At 74.5% G+C, this 18,694-nt stretch carries 20 protein-coding genes; 12 read left to right on the plus strand and 8 right to left on the minus strand.

The features are described from left to right. Positions 1-63 precede the first annotated feature (63 nt). Both ACIP4X_RS31305 and ACIP4X_RS31310 read right to left on the minus strand, forming a co-directional pair. Entirely contained in the window at positions 64-504 is a 441-nt protein-coding gene (locus tag ACIP4X_RS31305) for a pyridoxamine 5'-phosphate oxidase family protein (protein ID WP_358733731.1), read from the minus strand. A 111-nt stretch (positions 505-615) separates the two neighbouring features. Next, on the minus strand, positions 616-1,686 hold the full coding sequence (locus ACIP4X_RS31310; protein ID WP_358733729.1) for a zinc-dependent alcohol dehydrogenase family protein: 1,071 nt from the start codon (positions 1,684-1,686) through the stop codon (positions 616-618). 455 nt (positions 1,687-2,141) lie between these two features. On the opposite strand from ACIP4X_RS31310, the gene ACIP4X_RS31315 reads away from it, so the two are divergent. From ACIP4X_RS31315 to ppk2, 4 genes are all read left to right on the plus strand, one after another. Beyond that, the gene (locus ACIP4X_RS31315; RefSeq protein WP_358733727.1) at positions 2,142-2,540 is read left to right on the plus strand and encodes an STAS domain-containing protein; all 399 of its coding nucleotides are present in this window, start codon (positions 2,142-2,144) and stop codon (positions 2,538-2,540) included. A 62-nt stretch (positions 2,541-2,602) separates the two neighbouring features. Continuing rightward, the gene (locus tag ACIP4X_RS31320; RefSeq protein WP_401351571.1) at positions 2,603-3,190 is read left to right on the plus strand and encodes a hypothetical protein; all 588 of its coding nucleotides are present in this window, start codon (positions 2,603-2,605) and stop codon (positions 3,188-3,190) included. Positions 3,191-3,304: 114 nt separating this feature from the next. Next, the gene (locus tag ACIP4X_RS31325) at positions 3,305-4,654 is read left to right on the plus strand and encodes a phosphoribosyltransferase family protein (protein WP_358733723.1); all 1,350 of its coding nucleotides are present in this window, start codon (positions 3,305-3,307) and stop codon (positions 4,652-4,654) included. A gap of 67 nt (positions 4,655-4,721) precedes the next feature. Further along, a complete protein-coding gene (gene ppk2, locus ACIP4X_RS31330; RefSeq protein ID WP_358733721.1) occupies positions 4,722-5,525 on the plus strand; it encodes a polyphosphate kinase 2 in 804 nt (267 codons plus the stop codon). A gap of 2 nt (positions 5,526-5,527) precedes the next feature. Here ppk2 and ACIP4X_RS31335 read toward each other — a convergent pair whose 3' ends face one another. From ACIP4X_RS31335 to ACIP4X_RS31345, 3 genes are all read right to left on the minus strand, one after another. Next, positions 5,528-6,394: a universal stress protein gene (locus ACIP4X_RS31335; RefSeq protein ID WP_358733719.1), complete on the minus strand. Its 867-nt coding sequence runs from the start codon at positions 6,392-6,394 to the stop codon at positions 5,528-5,530. Positions 6,395-6,399: 5 nt separating this feature from the next. Next, positions 6,400-7,422 (minus strand): alcohol dehydrogenase AdhP, encoded by a 1,023-nt coding sequence (adhP, locus tag ACIP4X_RS31340; RefSeq protein WP_358733717.1) that lies wholly within the window; start codon positions 7,420-7,422, stop codon positions 6,400-6,402. Between the two features lie 178 nt (positions 7,423-7,600). After that, positions 7,601-8,506, minus strand: coding sequence for a universal stress protein (locus ACIP4X_RS31345; protein WP_358733716.1), 906 nt, complete (start codon positions 8,504-8,506; stop codon positions 7,601-7,603). A gap of 254 nt (positions 8,507-8,760) precedes the next feature. On the opposite strand from ACIP4X_RS31345, the gene ACIP4X_RS31350 reads away from it, so the two are divergent. Then, positions 8,761-9,231 (plus strand): universal stress protein, encoded by a 471-nt coding sequence (locus ACIP4X_RS31350; RefSeq protein ID WP_358733714.1) that lies wholly within the window; start codon positions 8,761-8,763, stop codon positions 9,229-9,231. Between the two features lie 84 nt (positions 9,232-9,315). Here the strand turns inward: ACIP4X_RS31350 and ACIP4X_RS31355 are convergent, their stop codons facing one another. Continuing rightward, positions 9,316-11,070 carry a GAF domain-containing sensor histidine kinase gene (locus ACIP4X_RS31355; protein ID WP_358733713.1) on the minus strand — a complete coding sequence of 585 codons (1,755 nt, stop codon included), beginning with the start codon at positions 11,068-11,070 and terminating at the stop codon, positions 9,316-9,318. A 164-nt stretch (positions 11,071-11,234) separates the two neighbouring features. On the opposite strand from ACIP4X_RS31355, the gene ACIP4X_RS31360 reads away from it, so the two are divergent. Beyond that, complete coding sequence (locus ACIP4X_RS31360; RefSeq protein ID WP_358733711.1) at positions 11,235-12,095, plus strand: universal stress protein; 861 nt, start codon at positions 11,235-11,237, stop codon at positions 12,093-12,095. A 22-nt stretch (positions 12,096-12,117) separates the two neighbouring features. Here the strand turns inward: ACIP4X_RS31360 and ACIP4X_RS31365 are convergent, their stop codons facing one another. Next, positions 12,118-13,146, minus strand: coding sequence for a 6-phosphofructokinase (locus ACIP4X_RS31365; protein ID WP_401351575.1), 1,029 nt, complete (start codon positions 13,144-13,146; stop codon positions 12,118-12,120). A gap of 235 nt (positions 13,147-13,381) precedes the next feature. On the opposite strand from ACIP4X_RS31365, the gene ACIP4X_RS31370 reads away from it, so the two are divergent. Further along, complete coding sequence (locus ACIP4X_RS31370) at positions 13,382-14,512, plus strand: PP2C family protein-serine/threonine phosphatase (protein ID WP_358733707.1); 1,131 nt, start codon at positions 13,382-13,384, stop codon at positions 14,510-14,512. Positions 14,513-14,627: 115 nt separating this feature from the next. Next, positions 14,628-15,809 carry an amidohydrolase gene (locus tag ACIP4X_RS31375; RefSeq protein WP_358733705.1) on the plus strand — a complete coding sequence of 394 codons (1,182 nt, stop codon included), beginning with the start codon at positions 14,628-14,630 and terminating at the stop codon, positions 15,807-15,809. Between the two features lie 49 nt (positions 15,810-15,858). On the opposite strand, the gene ACIP4X_RS31380 is transcribed toward ACIP4X_RS31375, so the two are convergent. After that, positions 15,859-16,245 carry a DUF6343 family protein gene (locus ACIP4X_RS31380; RefSeq protein WP_358733704.1) on the minus strand — a complete coding sequence of 129 codons (387 nt, stop codon included), beginning with the start codon at positions 16,243-16,245 and terminating at the stop codon, positions 15,859-15,861. 226 nt (positions 16,246-16,471) lie between these two features. Here ACIP4X_RS31380 and ACIP4X_RS31385 point away from each other — a divergent pair, with 226 nt between their 5' ends. From ACIP4X_RS31385 to ACIP4X_RS31400, 4 genes are all read left to right on the plus strand, one after another. Then, the gene (locus tag ACIP4X_RS31385) at positions 16,472-16,855 is read left to right on the plus strand and encodes a sortase-dependent protein (RefSeq protein WP_358733702.1); all 384 of its coding nucleotides are present in this window, start codon (positions 16,472-16,474) and stop codon (positions 16,853-16,855) included. Beyond that, positions 16,852-17,490, plus strand: coding sequence for a class F sortase (locus tag ACIP4X_RS31390; RefSeq protein ID WP_358733700.1), 639 nt, complete (start codon positions 16,852-16,854; stop codon positions 17,488-17,490). Before ACIP4X_RS31385 ends, ACIP4X_RS31390 begins: the two co-directional genes overlap by 4 nt. Positions 17,491-17,632: 142 nt before the next feature. After that, positions 17,633-18,124 (plus strand): RNA polymerase sigma factor, encoded by a 492-nt coding sequence (locus ACIP4X_RS31395; protein ID WP_358733698.1) that lies wholly within the window; start codon positions 17,633-17,635, stop codon positions 18,122-18,124. Continuing rightward, positions 18,108-18,614 carry a hypothetical protein gene (locus ACIP4X_RS31400; RefSeq protein ID WP_401351577.1) on the plus strand — a complete coding sequence of 169 codons (507 nt, stop codon included), beginning with the start codon at positions 18,108-18,110 and terminating at the stop codon, positions 18,612-18,614. Before ACIP4X_RS31395 ends, ACIP4X_RS31400 begins: the two co-directional genes overlap by 17 nt. Positions 18,615-18,694 lie beyond the last annotated feature (80 nt).

Consider the following 18,694-nt stretch of genomic DNA (forward strand, 5'->3'; position numbering starts at 1 on the left):
TCGAGGAAAAGAGGAAGAGGGGACTGACAAGGGGGCGGGCCGACGAGGGGGACGGTCCGGGGGTCAGACGACGGAGTCCAGGCCGTACACGCTGAGTCCGCCGACGAGTTCACGGCCCGTGACCAGTTCCGGTTCGATACGGACGAACACCACCCGCGGCGAGGGCACCCAGGAGCGCGGGCCGCCGTGGAGCAGGCGCCGGTGCTCGGCCGGGTCGGTCACCACCGAGGCGGGACCGGTGACGACGACGCTCCATCCGGAGTGCGCGACCGCGTCCACCTCGTCGGCCTCGAAGGCGACCACCGCGCCGTCGATCGCGCGGACCAGTTCGGAGGTGGCCGAGGTGCACAGCAGCACCGCGCCGTCGCCGTCCAGGGCGAAGTTGACGGGGAGCACCGCGGGCAGGGCGTGCCGCGTGTGGACGATACGGCCCACCGGCGCCTTGGCCAGCAGCCGAAGGCACTCCTGCCGCCCGAGCTCACGGAACCCGTCGTTGCGATACATCAGTCATCCGTCTTTCCGCCTGGCGGAGCGCGTGCGGCCGTTCCGCACCGCGTCTCCTGGGTGTCTCCTGCGTGGGTGTCTCCCGCGCGTACGCGCCCGCGGTCCTGCCCGTCAGGCCGCGGGCACCGGGACGACCTCGCGCCGCGGCCCGCCGAGCACGACCTTCAGGGCTCCCGTCTCGGCGGCGTGGGCGAAGACGTCGTACGCCTCCTCCATGCGCTCCATCGGGAACGTGTGCGTGACGAGCTGGGAGGTGGGCAGCCGGCCGGCCGCCGCCATCCGCAGCAGGGTGGGCGTGGAGCGGGTGTCGACCAGGCCCGTGGTGAGGGTGACGTTCCTGCTCCACAGGTCCTCCAGATGCAGGGTGGCGGGCTTGCCGTGCACTCCGACGTTGGCCACGTGCCCTCCGGGCCGCACCATGCGCGTGCACAGCTCGAAGGTCTCCGGTACGCCCACCGCCTCGACGACCACGTCGGCGCCGAGGCCTCCGGTGAGGTCCTCGACCAGTTGCTCGGGGGCCTCGCGCGCGTCGGCGACGGCCTCGGCGCCGAGTTTGCGGGCGGCCTCCAGACGGGCGGCGGCGAGGTCTACGACGATGATCCGCTCGGGCGCGAACAGCCGGGCGGTGGCGATCGTCGCGAGTCCGATGGGCCCGGCGCCGACCACGACGACGGTGTCCCCGGGGCGTACCCGCCCGTTGAGAACGCCGACCTCGTAGGCGGTGGGGAAGATGTCGGCCAGCAGCACGGCGTCCGCGTCGGTCACCGCGGCGGGCAGCGGATGCACGGAGAGGTCGGCGAAGGGCACCCGGACGAACTCCGCCTGGGTGCCGTCGACCAGGTGGCCGAGGATCCATCCCCCGCCGCCGCGGCACTGGCTGTACATGGCCTCGCGGCAGAAGGGGCACCGGCCGCAGGCGGTGATGCAGGAGACGAGGACGCGGTCGCCGGGCCGTACGGTGCGTACCTCGGCGCCGACCTCGACGATCTCGCCGACGGCCTCGTGTCCCAGCACCGTGCCGGGGCGGACCTCGGGCACATCGCCCTTGAGGATGTGCAGGTCGGTCCCGCAGATGGTCACGGCGTCGACGCGGACGACGGCGTCGGTGGCCTCGTCGAGGTCCGGGTCGGGGACCTCCTCCCAGGCGGACTGCCCGGGGCCGTGGAAGACGTAGCCTTTCATGCCGAAAACCTCACCCTCTTCGTTCCGGGACCGGTGGCCTTCGCGGACGGACGGCCCTCCGGTCGGGCGGCCGTCGTGAACGGCCTTCTCGGACGACCGTCCAGGTCGGACACCCGACGCGTCCGGACGTCCGCCGTGGTCGAACGGCTTTCCCGGTCGGCCTTCGCGGTCGGACCGCCTTCCCGGGCGATCGACCTTCTTGATCGGCCGGCCGGGTCCCGGCCGTCCGCGGCCGGTGGGCGTGGGCCGTGCTCGGGGCGTGGCACCGGCACCGGGACCGCCCACGCCTTCAGCTTCTCCGACGTCCGGGGGTTCCGCATGGGCCGGTCGGCCCCATCGACCACTCACCGGGGGGCGCGTACCGGGAAGCGGGGTCGCCCGCGGGCTCCTCGGCCGCCGCGAAGAGGACCGAACGGCCCTTCCGCGCACCCGGCGGGACCGGCTTGGCTGGCGGCATGTCCGAACGTCCCACCGGGCCCGCCGACAGCCATGCGGAACGCACGGTCGGCACCACGACCGTCGTGACCCTGAGCGGCGACGTCGACCTGGTCACGAGGCTGTCCCTCGCCGCGCGCCTCGACACGCTGACCGACGGGCCCCGGCCGGACCTGGTCCTCGATCTGCGGCCGGTGCCTTTCATCGACTGCGCCGGGCTCGGTCTGCTGTGCCGGGTCCGCAACCGTGTGGCCGCGCGCGGTGGCCGGCTGCGGCTGGTCAGCGGCAGTTCTTCGTTCCGGCGGATTCTGCGCCACACCGGCCTGACCGGTGTCTTCCAGGTGCTGCCGGAGTTCGGGGAGTCCCCGGGCGCCGGGCCGATCTCCCGGCAGGGGGTGGTCGCCGCGGGACCGGGATGACGCATGCGCCGGGAACGTCCGGTGAGCGGGAGACGCGGAGGAGAGAAAGGGAGGCGGCACCGGTGAGCGGCAGGACGCGCCACGGGCGCACGCGGCGGAGGCTGTGGCGATGGCGCCGCAGTCCGCTGCGCCGTCACGAGGACATCGTCGAGGCGTGGGCGATCCTCGTGATGTGGGTGGTGATCGTGGTCGGCGGTGTGGTCGCCGGGACGGCGGCGGGACGCGCCGCGGGCCAGGAGTTCGCCCGGCAGCGTGCCGACCGGCAGCCCGTGCGGGCCGTGCTGCTCACGGCCGCCCCGGGGACCGCGTCGACGGGCGACGTGAGCTACCAAACACCGGTGAAGGTCCGCTGGACCGGCCCCGACGGCGCCACCCGCACCGGGCAGGCCCTGGTGGGCACGGACCTGCCCGCCGGTGCGGCGGTCGCCGTGTGGCAGGACGGCCGGGGCTTCCTGGCGGCCGAGCCGCCCGGCCCGGCGGAGGCGACCGCGCAGGCCGCCCTGTTCGGCACCGCGGCGGCGCTCGCCTTCGGCGGACTGACGTACGGGACGACGGCTCTGGTCCGCCGGCGGCTGGACCGGCGCCGCCACGACCTGTGGAGCGCGCAGTGGGACGTCGTCGGCCCCCGCTGGGACCGGACGGCGAGCTGACCGCCGAGGCGACGCGGCCCGCCCCGGAGGCGGGCGCACGCCGGAAGCGTTCGAATGGAGTCGAGGCGGTTTGCCGCCGCGCCGCCAGGACCATGTACGAGGAGGTGGCGGCGCATGCGCTACGAGAACCGCGCGGACGCGGGACGGCGCCTGGCCCGGTGCCTGGAATACCTGCGCGACGAGGACGTGGTGGTGCTCGGAGTGCCCCGGGGCGGCGTCCCGGTGGCCTTCGAGGTGGCCCGGCACCTGGACGCACCGCTGGACCTGGCCGTGGTGCGCAAGCTGCGCGTGCCCTGGCAGCCGGAACTCGGATTCGGCGCCCTCGGTGAGCACGGCGTACGCGTCATCGACCGGGCCGTCCTGAGCGAGAGCGGCCTCGATCCCGCCGGGCGGGAGACCGTCGAACGCGCCGAGCGTGCCGAACTGGAGCGCCGGCTGCGGCACTTGCGTGACAGCCTCCCGCCGCTGTCCGTGGCCGGGCGGACCGCGCTCGTCGTGGACGACTCGCTGTCGACCGGCGCCGCCGCGGAGGCCGCCTGCCGGGTGGCCCGGACCCGCGGCGCCGCGGAGGTGGTCCTCGCGGTCCCGGTCGGACCTGAGGCGGCGCTGCCGCATCTGCGCGCGGTGGCCGACCAGGTCGTCTGTCTCCAGCCGCTGCGCCACCTCGGTTCGGTCGGCGCCTGGTACACGGACTCCGGGCACGTCACCGACGCCGAGGTCGCCACGCTGCTCGCCGAGACCCGGCGGACCACCGCGACCGCCACGACCGCCGCCGGACCGCTCCCCGAGCCCGCTGCGGAAGCCCCCTCGCCGGACCGGGAGGTGGAGGTCCCGGCAGGACCGGTGCGCCTGGCCGCCCGGCTCGCCCTGCCGCCCACACCGCCGGTGGCGGTGGCCTACGCCCTCGGCGGCGGCAGCGGCCGGCACCGCCCGCCCCACCAGCGCGTCGCCGCCGTCCTGCGCCGGGCGGGTCTGGGGACGCTGCTGATCGACCTGCTCACCGAGGACGAGGAGCGCACCCCGCACAACGTCTTCGACATCGTGCTGCTGGCCGGGCGCCTGCGGGCCGCCACCGACTGGCTGCGCCGGGAGACCGGGCTGCCCGTCAGTCACTGCGGGGCGGGTACGGGAGCCGGCGCCGCGGTGGAGGCCGCGGCGCACGACGACGTCCGCGCCGTCGTCTGCCTCGGCGGCCGCCCCGATCTGGCCCCTCCCTCGGCGCTTGCCCGGGTGCGCGCACCCTGCCTGTTCGTCGTCGGCGCCCTGGACACACGGCTCCTCGGCCTCAACCGGCTCGCGGCGGACTGGATGTGCTGCGACCATCGCGTGGTCCCCGTCCGCGGCGCCGCCGACCTGTTCACCGCACCGGACACGGTGAAGACGGTGGCGGAGCTGGCCCGGGACTGGTTCACCGCCCATCACGCCCGGCCGGAGGGGGCGGCGAGGCCCCTGACGTCGGCATGAGCGGCGCCCGTCGTCAGCGCGTCCGCCCGGGTGCGTCCGCGCCCGCCGGAACGTACGGTGTCCTGCTGTGACGGCCGACAACAGGGCGGCGCTGCCGCGCAAGACCTACGAGAACGAACTCCTGCGCCTTCAGACTGAGTTGGTCAAGCTCCAGGAATGGGTGCGGGTCACCGGGGCCCGGCTGATCGTCGTGTTCGAGGGGCGGGACGCGGCCGGAAAGGGCGGCACCATCAAGCGGGTGACCGAGCACCTCAACCCGCGCATCGCCCGGATCGTGGCACTGCCCGCGCCGACCGAACGCCAGCGCACCCAGTGGTACTTCCAGCGGTACGTCGAGCAGTTGCCGGCCGCCGGGGAGATCGTGCTGTTCGACCGGTCCTGGTACAACCGGGCCGGGGTCGAGCATGTGATGGGCTTCTGCAGCAAGGAGGAGCACCAGCGGTTCCTGCGCCAGTGCCCCATCTTCGAGCGGATGCTGGTGGAGGACGGGGTCCTGCTGCGCAAGTACTGGTTCTCGGTGAGCGACGCCGTCCAGCAGGAGCGTTTCCGGCGCCGTCTGGAGGACCCGCTGCGGCGCTGGAAGCTGTCGCCGATGGACCTGGAGTCCATCACGCACTGGGAGGCGTACTCGCGGGCCAAGGACGAGATGATGGTGCACACGGACATCTCCGAGGCACCGTGGTACGTCGTCGAGAGCGACGACAAGCGCCGCGCCCGGCTGAACATGATCGCCCATCTGCTCGGCACCGTGCCGTACCACGAGGTCTCACCGATGGTGCTGCGGCTGCCCGAGCGGCCGGCGCCGACCGGCTACGAGCGGCCGCCGCGCGATCTTCAGACCTACGTCCCCGACCGCACGGCGGACCTGTGACCTCACGCCCGTTCGGGCACCACGGCCACCGGGCAGGCCGAGTGGTGCAGCGCGGTGTGGGCGACCCGGCCGAGCTGGAGCCCGAACCGTCCCGACCTGCGCCGGGTCCCGACCACGAGCAGGTCCGCGCCCGGCGAGGCGTCCAGCAGCACCCGGCGGGCGGTTCCCTCCGCGGTGCGCCGGCGCACCTTCACCTCCGGCGGCACGTCCCGCAGCGCCGACTCCAGGGCGTCGACGGCCCGTTCCTCGTACACCCGCTCGGGCTCCCCGCCGATCAGCGGATGGTCGAGGGCCTCGTGCGCGGGGCACCGCCAGGCCCGTACGGCCTCCAGTTCGGCCCCGCGGCGCAGGGCCTCCTCGGCGGCGAAGCGCACCGCCGCCGCGGACCGGTCCCCGACACCGACGACGACACGGCCGTGCACCGGGGTGCGGGCCTGGTTGTCGTGGCTGCCGCGGATCACGATCACGGGACAGTCGGCGTGCGCGGCCACCCACAGGCTGACGGAACCCAGCAGCAGATCGACGACCGCGCTGCGGCCGCGGGCGCCCACGACCAGGGCGGAGGCGTTCTTGCCCTCCCGCACCAGCGCGTACTCGGGCGCCTCGGGCAGCGCGGCCCTGCTGATCGGCAGGTCGGGGTGGCGGGCGCGGGCGCGCCGGGCGGCGGCCGCGACCACCTCCTCGGCCTCCACCTGGTCGTCCGGCTTGCCTAGTTCGCGGGCGAGCGCGGCGCCCTCGTAGCGCTCCCAGAGCGAGGCGTAGACGACCCGCAGCGGCACCGCGCGCAGGGCGGCCTCGTCTGCGGCCCAGTCAGCGGCCCGCAGGCTGGATTCGGAACCGTCGACTCCGACGACCAGCGGCAGATCCATGGTCCTCAGCCTCCCTCTCCGAGGTCGAACACGATGCGGGCCTTGACCTGACCGCGCAGCACCTCGTCGATGGACTCGTTGACGGCGGCGAGCGGGCGGCTCTCCCTGATGACCCGGGTGCGGCCCTCCGCGTGCAGTTGGAAGACCTCGGCGAGGTCCTGCCGGGTGCCGACGATCGAGCCGATCACGGAGGTGCCGCCGAGCACGGTGTCGAAGATCGGCACCCGGACCGTGCCCTGCGCCGGCAGGGCCACCATGACGAGCTTGCCGCCGCGCCGCAACCCGGAGGCGACCGCCTCGAAGGCGGCCTCGCTCACCGCGAGCGCGATGGCCGCGTGGGCGCCGCCGTACCGCTTGAGTTCCCGGCCGACGTCCTGGGCGCGGGCGTCGATGAGGAGGTCCGCGCCGAGTTCGGCGGCGAGTTCGAGCTTGTCGTCGGTGACGTCGATCGCGGCGACACGGGCGCCGGCGATCCTGGCGTACTGCACGGCCAGGTGGCCGAGTCCGCCGACCCCGGAGATCGCCACGAGCTGGGCCGGCCGGACGCCGGCGACCTTGAGCGCCTTGTACGTGGTGACGCCCGCGCAGGTCAGCGGGGCCGCGTCGAGGGGGGAGACACCGTCCGGCACCGGCTGCGCGAAGTCCGCCCAGGCCGTCATCTTCTCGGCGTAGCCGCCGTCGCAGCCGTATCCGGTGTTGATCTGCTGCTCGCACAGCGTCTCCCAGCCGGACAGGCAGTGCTCGCAGCGACCGCAGGCGTGGCCGAGCCACGGCACGGCCACCCGCTGTCCCACTGCCAGGTGGGTGACGCCCTCGCCGAGCTTCTCCACGAGGCCGACGCCCTCGTGGCCGGGCACGAACGGCGGGTTCGGTTTGACCGGCCAGTCGCCGTGGGCGGCGTGGATGTCGGTGTGGCACAGCCCGCAGGCCTCGACGCGGACGCGCACCTGGCCGGGTCCTGGCTCGGGGTCCGGGCGCTCCTCGACGACCAGGGGTTCGCCGAAGGTCCGTACGACCGCAGCCTTCATGATCCTCACTCCTCGGATGGGGGTCCTGTGGTGTTCGGTGGGCTGTGCTCGTGGTGCCGGTGCCGGTGGCGATGCCCGTGTCGGTGTTCGGGCGTCGGTGCTCGTGCGGGTCGGGGCGGCTCGTGTGCGGCTCGGGGGCGGTGGTTCGGATGGCGGTCAGGGGCCGACCGGTCGGCGGTCAGGGGTGGGCGACGACCGCGACGGGGGCGGCGGCGTGGTGCAGGACGGCGTGGGTGACGTGCCCGACGCGGGCGCCCAGGGGGTTGCGGCGCACGCGCCGGCCCACGACGACGAGGGATGCCTCGCGAGAGGCGTCGACGAGCAGTTCCGCGGCGCTGCCGGGGCGGGATACCTCGGCGACCTCGACGTCCGGGTACTTGCGCCGCCAGGGGCACAGCGCCTCGGTCAGCGCGGCGGCCTCGGCCACCGCGGGCGAGGTGAGCAGTTCGGCGTCGGCGGGCACGCCGTAGCCGTAGTACAGCGGCGGGTACCAGCCGTGCACGACGCGCAGCGACGTGCCGCGGCGGGCGGCCGCCTCGAAGGCGAACCGGATCAGGTCCTCGTCCGGGTGCGCGGTGTCGAGGCCCAGGACGACGGGCCGGCGAGCGGCCGCGGCGGAGGGGACGTCGGACGGGTTCGATTCCTGCTCGTCGGCCGTCTGTTCCCCGGCCCGTACGAGTACGACGGGTCGCTCGGCGTGCGCGAGGACGGACAGTCCGACCGAGCCGACCAGGAAGCCGCCGACCCCGCCGAGGGCGCGCGAGCCGAGCACGAGGAGTTCGGCGCCGGCCGCCTCCTCGGTGAGCACCTCGGCGGGACGTCCGGACAACTGCTCGGCGCGCACCTCGACACCCGGATGGCGCAATCGCAGCCGCTCGGCGGCCTCGTGGGGCACCCTCCCGGTCCAGTGCTGGTGCGTCTCCGCACCGAGCAGCGGTGCCTGCGCCAGGGGCCCGGGCGCCGGCTCCCGCACGTGGACGAGCCGTACCGGCAGTCCGAGCATCGCGGCCTCCCGCGCCGCCCATTCGGCGGCGGCCCGGCTCTCGGGCGAGCCGTCGAGACCGACGGTGACGGTGCGGGGCATGGACTCCCACCTCCTGCGGCGCTGCCGCGACGGGGCACTTCGATGATCAGGTGATCCGTTGATCAGGTGATCTGTTGGTCCGTTGATCAGGTGATCCGCTTCCGAGGATTGCCGTCGGCCGCCGTGGCGGCCATGGGCCGCTGGTCCCGCGCCAGGGCCGACCGGCCCCCTGACCGGGACGGGTCCTGGCTGGCACGGTCGCCCCGGGCCGGGCAGCGTGGACGTAGGCACAACGACTGCTCAGTGAGGTGGCCATGCAACCCTCCGAACCGCGACGCCGGGTGGTCGTGGGCGTGGACGGTTCGCCGTCCTCGTGCGCGGCGCTGCGCTGGGCGGCGGACTACGCGCGGCTCGTCGGCGGTGTCGTGGAGGCGATCCACGCCTGGGACACGCCGTCGGCCATCGGCTGGACCGGCCCCGCGATCGATCCCGAGTTCGACCTGGAGCAGGCCCGGGAGCGCTTCGCGGAGGGCCTGCGGGGTGTCTTCGGCGACGACCGCCCCGCGCACCTCGCGGAGTACCTGGTCGAGGGCGATCCCTCGGAGGTGCTGATCCGCGCCTCGGCGGGCGCGGACGTCCTCGTCGTGGGCAGCCGGGGCCGGGGCGGCTTCGCCCGCGCGATGCTGGGCTCGGTCAGCCAGCGCTGCGCCCAGCACGCGGCCTGCCCGGTGGTCGTGGTGCGCCCGGACCACGAGGTGCGCCCCGATCACGACCGGCCCGGCTGATCCGTCCCGCGGCCGTGCCGCGCCCACCGGCGCCGCGGTCACTTCCCGGGTGAAACCCCGGTCACTCCCCCGACGCGGCCCCGGTCACGCCTTCGACGAGGACCGCGTGGACTCCGCGGAGCCCACCGGCGCGTGCCAGACCAGCTTCGTGCCGCCGCCCTCGGGTGTGGTCCACTCCAGGCCGCCGCCGAGCCGGCGGGCCCGTTCGGCCATGTTGGACAGGCCGCTGCGGCGCCCCCCGACGGGGATCCCCACGCCGTTGTCCGTGACCGTCAGCCGTACGCTGCGGCCGTCGGTCTCCAGCGCCACCTCCGCGCGGTCGGCGTGCGCGTGCCGGGCGACGTTCGTCAGCGCCTCCGACAGGACCGCCACCACCTCGTCCGCGGTCTCCCGCGTCACATGGGTGTCCAGCAACCCCTCCATCCGCACCCCGGGGGCGAACCCGAGCACCGGCGCGGCCTTTCCGACCACCTGCACCGCCCGCGTCCGCAGTCCGGCGCCCGCCTCCTCGTCGTGCGCCCGCAGACCGAAGATCGTCGACCTGACGATCTTGATCGTCTCGTCCAGGTCGTCGACCGCGCGCAGCACCCGTTCCTTGGCCCCCGGATGGTCGATGAACCGGCCCGCGCTCTGCAGGGTCATGCCCGTCGCGAACAACCGCTGGATGGCGAGGTCGTGCAGGTCCCGGGCGATCCGGTCGCGGTCCTCCAGCAGCGCGATCTGCTCCGCGTCCCGCCGCCGCCCGGCCAGCTCCATCGCCACGGCGGCCTGCGCCGCGAATCCCTTCAGCAGCTCCAGCTCCTTGCTGGAGAAGTCGTTCCCGCCGGCCTCCCGCACGAGCAGGACCACCCCGCGCACATGATCGCCCGGGCCTCCTACCGGCACCGCCACCGCGGGACCCAGGCCCGCGAACCGGGGCGGACCCGCCGTCACCCGCGGGTCACGCGAGATGTCCGGGCTGCTCACCGGTACCCCGCCGGCGAAGGCCTCGCCGGTCAGCGTGCCCTCCACCGGCAGCACAAGGCCCCGGTGCGCCTCCGACTCCTGGCCGATCGCCAGCTCCACGCTCAGCGTCCCGGTCTCCCTCACCGGCGTCGACATCGCCGCCAGCGCCGCCCCCGTGATCTCCCGCGCGCGCTCGGCTATCAGCCCCAGGACCTCAGCCTGGTCGGCACCCGACATCAGGCTCTGCGTGATCTCCGCCATCGCCCGCAGCCAGCGCTCCCGCAGCCGCGACTCCTCGTACAGCCGCGCGTTGTCGATCGCCACGCCCGCCGCGACCGCCAGCGTGGCGAGCACCGCCTCGTCGTCCTCGTCGAACTCCAGGCCGCCGCGCTTCTCGGTCAGGTACAGATTGCCGAAGACCTGCTCCCGCACCCGGATCGGAACGCCGAGGAACGTGTTCATCGGCGGATGGTGCTCCGGGAAGCCGTACGACGCCGGGTGCTCCGACAGCTTCGTCAGCCGCAGCGGTTCCGGATGCCGGATCAGCTCGCCCAGGATCCCGTGGCCTTCGGGGAACGGGCCGATCCGCGCGATCCCCTCCTCGCTCACCCCGACGGTGTGGAACGCCGACAGCCGCCTGCCGTCCGGACCGATCACGCCCAGCGCCGCGTACTCGGCGTCCACCAGCGTCGCCGCGGCGTCCACAATGCTGTACAGCACCTGCTCCAGGTCCAGCTCCCGGCCGACCGCGAGCACCGCCTCCAGCAGACTGTGCACCCGGTCCCGGGTGCCCCGCGCCGCGTCGAGACGCGCCTGCAGCTCCCCCAGCAACTCGTCCAACCGCAATTGCGGCAGCCGCACGCGGGCCTCCCCCGACTCCCCGGAACCACTCACCGGCGACCCTCCAAACCCCCACGCACCACCGAAAGCCGTCTCACCGACCTGGCAGCCACATTAACGGCCCCGGCAGGCGAGGGCACCGGGAGCCCGGCCGGTTCCGGTGGTGGCGCGGTGACGGCCCGTCCACAATGGTCGTCTGTCCCGCAGGGGAGGACCGGATGACCCGTTTCCTCATGGCCGGTATCGACGCGTCCCGGGAGAGCCTCGTCGCGGGCGAGTGGGCGGCCGAGGAGGCGGGCCGCCGCGGTCTGGAACTGCGGCTGGTTCTCGCCGTGCCCGACCCCGCCGACGGCGTCGCCGAACCGCCGTTCGCCCTTTCCTGGCAGCGGTCCGGCGAGGAGGTGCTGGGGCGCGCCGAGGCCGCTCTCGCGGCGAGCCGTCCCGGTGTGACGACGAGCTGCGCGCAGGTGACCGGCTCGGCCCCGGACGCCCTGCTCTCCGCGGCGCGGACGGCCGAGCTCCTCGTCGTCGGGGCGCGCGGGGACGGCGGATTCGACGGTCTCGTGGTCGGATCGACGGCGCTGGCGATGGCGAGCCGCGCGCCCTGTCCCGTGGTGGTCGTGCCCCGGCCGCCCGCCGCCGCACGGCACGAGGCGGAGGTGGCCGTGGGAGTCGACGCCCGCAGGGCGGCCGAGCCCTCCGTGGACTTCGCCTTCGGCGCGGCTCGGCTCCGCACGGACCGACTGCGTGCCGTGCACGCGTGGGCCCTCACCGGCGCGCCGCCGTGGACCGCGCTCGCGGTGCCCGAGGAGGACCGGGCGGCGTGGGAGGACGAGGAGGTCCAGCGGCTGTCCGACGTGCTCCGGGAGCCGCGGGAGAGGTATCCGGACGTCTCCGTGCTCCCCGATGTCGTCCTGCTCCACCCGGCCCACGCGCTGGTGCACGCCTCGCAGCGGGCGGGCCTGCTCGTCGTCGGCCGGCGTACGGGCCCGCGGGCGGCGGAGCAGCGGCTGGGTCCCGTGGCCCACGCCGTGCTGCACCACTCCCACTGCCCGGTGGCCGTCGTGCCCCACGGCTGACCACGCGTACGGTGAGCGCGCGTCAGGTGCCGAAGAAGACGTCGAACTCCTCGTACAGCTCCATGGGGACCCGCTTGTTCGTGCCGGTGACGTCGGCGAGCGGAACACGTACGACATCCGTGCCGCGCAGCGCCACCATCGTGCCGAAGGCCCCGTCCCTGAGGGCGTCCACGGCGTGCAGACCGAAGCGGGTGGCGAGCCACCGGTCGTAGGCGGACGGCGTGCCACCCCGCTGGACGTGGCCGAGCACCGTCGTTCGGGCCTCCTTCCGCGTACGGCTCTCCAGTTCCCGGGCCAGCCAGTCGCCGATGCCGGACAGCCGCACGTGCCCGAACTCGTCGCGCGACTCGTCCTGGACCACCATCTGACCGGCCAGCGGGACCGCGCCCTCCGCGACGACGACGATGGGCGCGTAGTTGATCTCGAAGCGCCTCTCCACCCAGGCGCACACCTGGTCGACGTCGAACTCCACCTCCGGGATGAGGATGGCGTTCGCGCCGCCCGCGACGCCGGCGTGCAGGGCGATCCAGCCGGAGTGGCGCCCCATCACCTCGACGACCAGCGTGCGCTTGTGCGACTCCGCGGTGGTGTGCAGGCGGTCGATGGCCTCGGTCGCGATGCCGACGGCGGTGTCGAAGCCGAAGGTGTAGTCGGTGCCGCCGACGTCGTTGTCGATGGTCTTGGGCACACCGACCAGGTCGACCCCCGCGCCGGACAGCGCGCTCGCGACGCCGAGCGTGTCCTCGCCGCCGATGACGACGAGGGCGTCGATCTCATGGTCGCGGAGCGTCTCGCGGATGCGGTCGACGCCCCCGTCGATGCGGAGCGGGTTGGTGCGGGAGGAGCCGAGGATGGTGCCGCCGAGCGGCAGGATCCCGCGCACGGCCGCGACGTCCAGGGGACGGGTGACGCCCTTGACGGCGCCGCCCCAGCCGTCCGCGATCCCGACGAACTCCCAGGCGTACTCCTGCGCGCCCTTGCGCACGACGCTGCGGATCACCGCGTTCAGACCGGGGCAGTCACCGCCTCCGGTCAGCACTCCCACCCGCATGGTCACTCCCTCGCAGATCCCCCTCCAGCTTGGACCCGCCGCCGACGCGCCGCACGGCACGGAGGGGGCGTCCGGGTCCATGGCACCGGAGACGGCTCGTGGGGCCACCGTTCGACGGTGCACTCGCCCGGCGGCGACTTTGTCGCAATATGGTCCTGTATGAGCCTTGTATGTTCCGGCGGCACCAGCCTGGCGTGGGCGCCGATGGCCGCGGGGTGAGGGCTGAGTGAGGGACATGGGAGCCAACGGACTGTTCGTGGGGGTGCGGGGGCGGCCGAGGCGTGCGCTGGTGGCACTGCCGTTCGCGATGATCGCGCTGATCTCCCTCACGGACGCCCTGACTCCGGCGTACGTCGAGCTCGGACCGCTGCTGATGGCGGCGCCCGCCGTCACCGCCGCGTTCGCCGGACCCCGGCTCACCGCGCTGGTCGGTGTCCTGGCCGTGGGAGCGCGGCTCACGGTGGCCTCGCTCCAGCACACGGCGGGGATCGCGAGCCGGAACGGGGAGATCGCCGCGCTGGCCGCCGGCGCGATCGTGGTGGTCGCCTTCACGGCGGTGCGCGACCGGCACAGGCGCGTGCTGAGCCAGGTGCGCTCCGTGTCCGAGACCGCGCAGAAGGTGCTGCTGCGGCCACTGCCGGACCGGATCGGGCCGCTGACGGTCGCCTCCGTCTACCTCGCCGCCGAGGCGGAGGCGCAGATCGGCGGCGACCTCTACGCCGCGGCGCGCACCCACACCGGCACCCGGCTGCTCATCGGCGACGTCCGGGGCAAGGGGCTGGCGGCGGTCGGCGACGCCGCGATGCTGCTCGGATCCTTCTACGGGTTCGCCCACCGGCAGGAGAACCTGCCCGCCCTCGCGGCCCACCTGGACGGCAGCGTCAGATGGGATCCGCACACGGGCGAGGACAGCGGCGAGGAGCGCTTCGTCACGGCGGTGCTCCTCGACTTCCCCGACCACGGCGGTTGCGTCCACATGGTCAACTGCGGGCACCCGCCACCGCTCATGCTGCACCGCGGCACGGTCGTGCCGCTCGACCGCAGCCCGTCGGCGCCGCCGCTCGGACTGGGCGAGTTCAACGGCGGCGACTACGTCCTCGACAAGTTCCCCTTCGAGGAGGACGCCCTGCTGCTGCTCTACACCGACGGTGTCGTGGAGGCCCGTGACAAGTCCGGCGCCTTCTACGTGCTGACCGAACGTCTCTCCGCGTGGGGCGACCGCACGCCCGACGAGGTGCTCCGGCGTCTGCGCGGCGACCTCCTCGCGTACGTCGGGGGCCGGCTCACCGACGACGCGGCGGCCGTCGCGGTCATGTGCACGCCGCAGCAGCCGTCGCCTGCCGCGCGGGACGCCCGACCCGAGTAGCGGAGCACCTGTCGCACCGGCGGTGCCGTCGAAACCCGGAGGTGTCGCGGCCGGGGAGAGTGGCACCCGACGGTCACGACCGGCTCCCGCACCCCGAGGAGACCAGGTGGCCCGTATGCCCGACGACGTGAGCGCCGACGTCCACGACAGGCTTCGCACGGCGGTCGGCGAGCGGGCGGACCTGCTGTGGGAGGTCGCCCTCAGTCTCCACGCCGAGCCCGAGTACGCCTTCGCCGAGCACCGGGCCGCCGCCCTGCTGACGAACGAGCTGGAACGGGCCGGTTTCACGGTGGAGCGCGGGGTGGCCGACATGCCCACCGCGTTCACCGCCCGCACGGGCCACGGCCACCCCGCCGTGGCGCTGCTCCTGGAGTACGACGCCCTGCCCGGCCTCGGCCACGCCTGCGGGCACAACCTCATCGCGGCCGCCGGCCTGGGAGCGGCGCTCGCGCTGCACACGGTGCTGGACGGCTCGGCCGGGTGCGTGATGGCGGTGGGCTCCCCGGCCGAGGAGGGCGGCGGCGGAAAGGTCGTGGAGGTGGAGGCCGGTGTGTTCGACGACGTCGACGCCGCGCTGATGTTCCACCCGGGTGTGTGCAGCTGGACGCGGGCGCCGCTGACCGCGTCGGTGCAGTACCGGGTGGCCTTCCACGGCCGCGCCGCGCACCCCACCGGCAACCCGGCCGAAGGCATCGACGCGCTCCTGGCCCTCGTGGAGCTGTTCAACGTGCTGACCACGCTGGGCCGGCGCCTGCCGGAAGCCTCCCATGTCCAGGGCATCGTCACCGCCGGGGGCACGGCCACGAACATCGTCCCGGAGTACGCGGAGGGCCTGTTCGGCCTGCGCGCGGAAACGAGCCGTGCGCTGCGGGACCTGACCGGGCATCTGCGCGCGTGCGCCGAGGGCGTCGCGCTGGCCACGGACAGCAGGGCCGAGGTGGAACGCACGTCGCTCCGCTACGAGCACTTCCGTGACAGCGGCGTCCTGTCCGAACGGTTCGCCGAGCACCTGTCACGGGCCGGGATCACGCTGACGCCGCCCGTGCCGGGCGTGTACCTGGGTTCGTCGGACATCGGCAACGTCAGCACGCGCGTGCCCGCCATCCACCCCTTCGTCGCCATCACCGACGAAGGGTCCGACCACACCCCCGAGTTCGCCGCGGCCGCCGCCTCCCCACGGGCCCGCGACACCCTCGTCGCGGTGACCGGCGCACTGGCGTGCACGGCGGCGGACGTACTGTCGAGCGCGGCCCTGCGCGAGAAGGCGTGGACCCACCACCGCCACGAGGACCACTGACCCACGCCCGCGCCCCGGCCGCGACAGGACTCACTCGCCACCGACACGGTCAAGCTGCGCCGGGCCCGCCGCGACGCGCGTGACGAGCAGCTCGGCGACTGGTCGTGGTGGGGCCCCGTTCGCGCCTGAGGCGGCGTGCGACGACCGTCAGGTCCAGCGCGGCCAGGAGGGTGAGCACGCCGCACACGGCGGCGACGGTGGTCAGCGGGCCGGATCCCGGGCTGTCCCCCGGGCCCGAGTCCGCCGCCCACACCGCGAAGTACGCGGTCGCCGCGGCGAAGACCGGGACGAACACGGCGGACAGCAGCAGTCGCAGCCCGAGCGGGCTCTGCGCGGTGACCGGTTCCGTGCCGGTCCGCGGGGAGCGGCGGCCGATCGTTCCGGAGTCCTCGCGGGTCGTCCGTTCCTCGGGGCGGTCCGGATTCGTTCCGCTCATGACATCGCTCCTCGGGGATTCTCGGCGGCCGGGCGTTCCGGTCGGGGTTTCCTGCCGGACAGCGCTGAAACGGCGGCCCGCGGAGCGGCGGTCGTGTGCCGGACGGCCGGGCACACACACGCGGCTTTGCCATCCCTTTACAACCTGGTCCCGCCCCGCCTCGTCTCTCCGCTCGATCCGCAACCGCCCGCCGACCCGGCGGGCGCCGACGAAAGAGAGCGAATCGATGCGCCGAACCATCCTCACCGTCGCGGCAGTCGCCTGCACTGCCGTGCTGGCGGGAACCGCACCCGCTTTCGCCGACGGGGACGCTCCCTCCCCGGTACCGGCCCGGGGCGCCGCCCCCTCGCCGGTCCCCACTCGGGCCGCCACCCCCTCCCCGGTCCCGAGCAGGGCCGCCACGCCCGCGCCGGTCGCCGAGCCGACCCGTGCCCCGGCCCGCGGCCAGGTCCGCGCGGTGCCCGCGGGCGCGCCCGACACCGGTGTCACCACCACGGCCCAGGACTCCGGCTCCCGGGACGGCCTGATCGGCGGCGGCGCCGGCCTGGCGCTCGTCGTGGCCGGCGGGGCCTTCCTCATCGTCCGCAAGCGCCGGACGACCGGCGCATGACACCGCTCTCCAGGCGCGCGTTCGGCACCGCGGCGCTGGCCGGACTGCTCGCGGGCTGCGGCGGCGCGGGGAGGGACGGGTCCGTGACTTCCCACCCCACCGTCGAGGGCGCCACCCCGGACGCGGCCGGCACCACGCCGGCCGCCCCGGGTGCCATCGGCTCACCGCGCCCCCTGCCGCGTTCCGTCCCGGTCCGGCTCCGTATCCCGGCCATCGGGGTCGACACCCCGCTGCTGAGCCTCGGGCTGGAACAGGACGGCACCGTGCAGGTGCCCCCGGTCACCGCACACGACCGGGCGGGCTGGTACCGGGACTCCCCCACACCGGGGCAGCTCGGGCCGTCGGTCGTCCTCGGCCATGTCACGGTCGGCCCCTACGGCGACGGAGTCTTCCGTCACCTGGACCGGCTGCGGACCGGCGAGACGATCGTCGCCCGCCTGGAGAACGGCACACAGGCGCAGTTCGCCGTCACGTCCACCCGGACGGTGGCCAAGGCGCGCTTCCCGACCGACGACGTCTACGGGAACGTGGACCGCCCTGAGCTGCGGCTCATCACCTGCGGCGGCCCGCGCGACGGTGACGGCTACCGCGACAACGTGATCGTGTTCGCCGCCCTCACCGCCGCCTTCCGCTGACGGCGACGGCCGAGACGGCGACACCGGCCGGGCCGGCGGAGACGAAGCACCGCCGGCCCGGCATCCTTCCTCGGGAGCCGCCGCCCCCGCCCGCAGCCCCCACACACTCGTGCCCGAACCGGCACCCCGACCCTGGAGAGCGTTGAAACGGTCCCGCGACAAGGCAGCGGCCGAACTGTTCGCCGCCCTGTACCCGCGCCTCGCCGGCTGGTGCCGCCGTCTCGTCGACGACGACGAGACGGCCCACGAGATCGCCTCCGAGGCGTTCACCCGGCTCTGGGCCCGCTGGACGTCCGTGGAGGAGCCGCACGGCTTCCTGTACGTGACCGCGGCCAACATCGTCCGCGACCACTGGCGCAAGCAGGAGCGCGAGCGGCGCGCCGTGCGCCGCGCCACCACCGAGGCCGCGATCCGCCCCCACACCGAGCAGACGGACCCGTCGGTACGCCTGCTCGTGCAGTCCCTGCCCGAACGGCTGCGCGTCCCGATCCTGCTCCACTACTACGCTGACATGCCGATCCGGGAGGTGTCCGTGCTGACCGGACGCAAGGAAGGAACCGTCAAAGCCGACCTCCATGCGGCCCGAGAACTGCTCCGCGTCCACCTCAGGAGAAGCCTTGACCACTCGCTTTGACCACGACCCGGAGTTCGCGCCCGACGACCCGCTCGCGGTGATCCTGCGGCCTCCCGCCGACCGTCTCGGCCCGCCTCCGGGCCGCTACGAGGCGATCCGCCGCGCGGCCGGCCGCCGCAGGCTGCTGCGGGCCGCGGCCGGAGCGGCCGTGACCTGCGCGGCGGCCGCCATCGTCGTGCTGCCGCTGCATCCGTCGGCCCCTTCCGCCCCCGTCACACCCACGGTGGTCCCCCTGGCTCCGCCGCCCCCTGCGCCCTCCGCGAGCACACCGGCCCCCTCCCCCACGAAGGCACGGACCGCTCGCCCCTCGGACTCTCCCACCCCCAGCCCCCGCGAGGACACCTCGACCAGGAGGACCCCCGACGCGCCGAGCCGCACCACGGAGGCCGGCACGCGCGGGGCGGCCGGGCCCGGCCCGGTCCGCACGATTCCGGTCACCCCGGAGCGGTCCCGGGTCGTTCCCACGCCCGGGGCGGCGACTCCCCGCTAGCGCAGGCCCGTTCACCGGGCCGCGGACGCGAGGAGAGGGTGCCCGGGGCCGTCGTGACGGACGGCCCCGGGCGCCCTCTC

This window comes from Streptomyces sp. NPDC088817, from assembly GCF_044750345.1.
GTDB lineage: Bacteria > Actinomycetota > Actinomycetes > Streptomycetales > Streptomycetaceae > Streptomyces.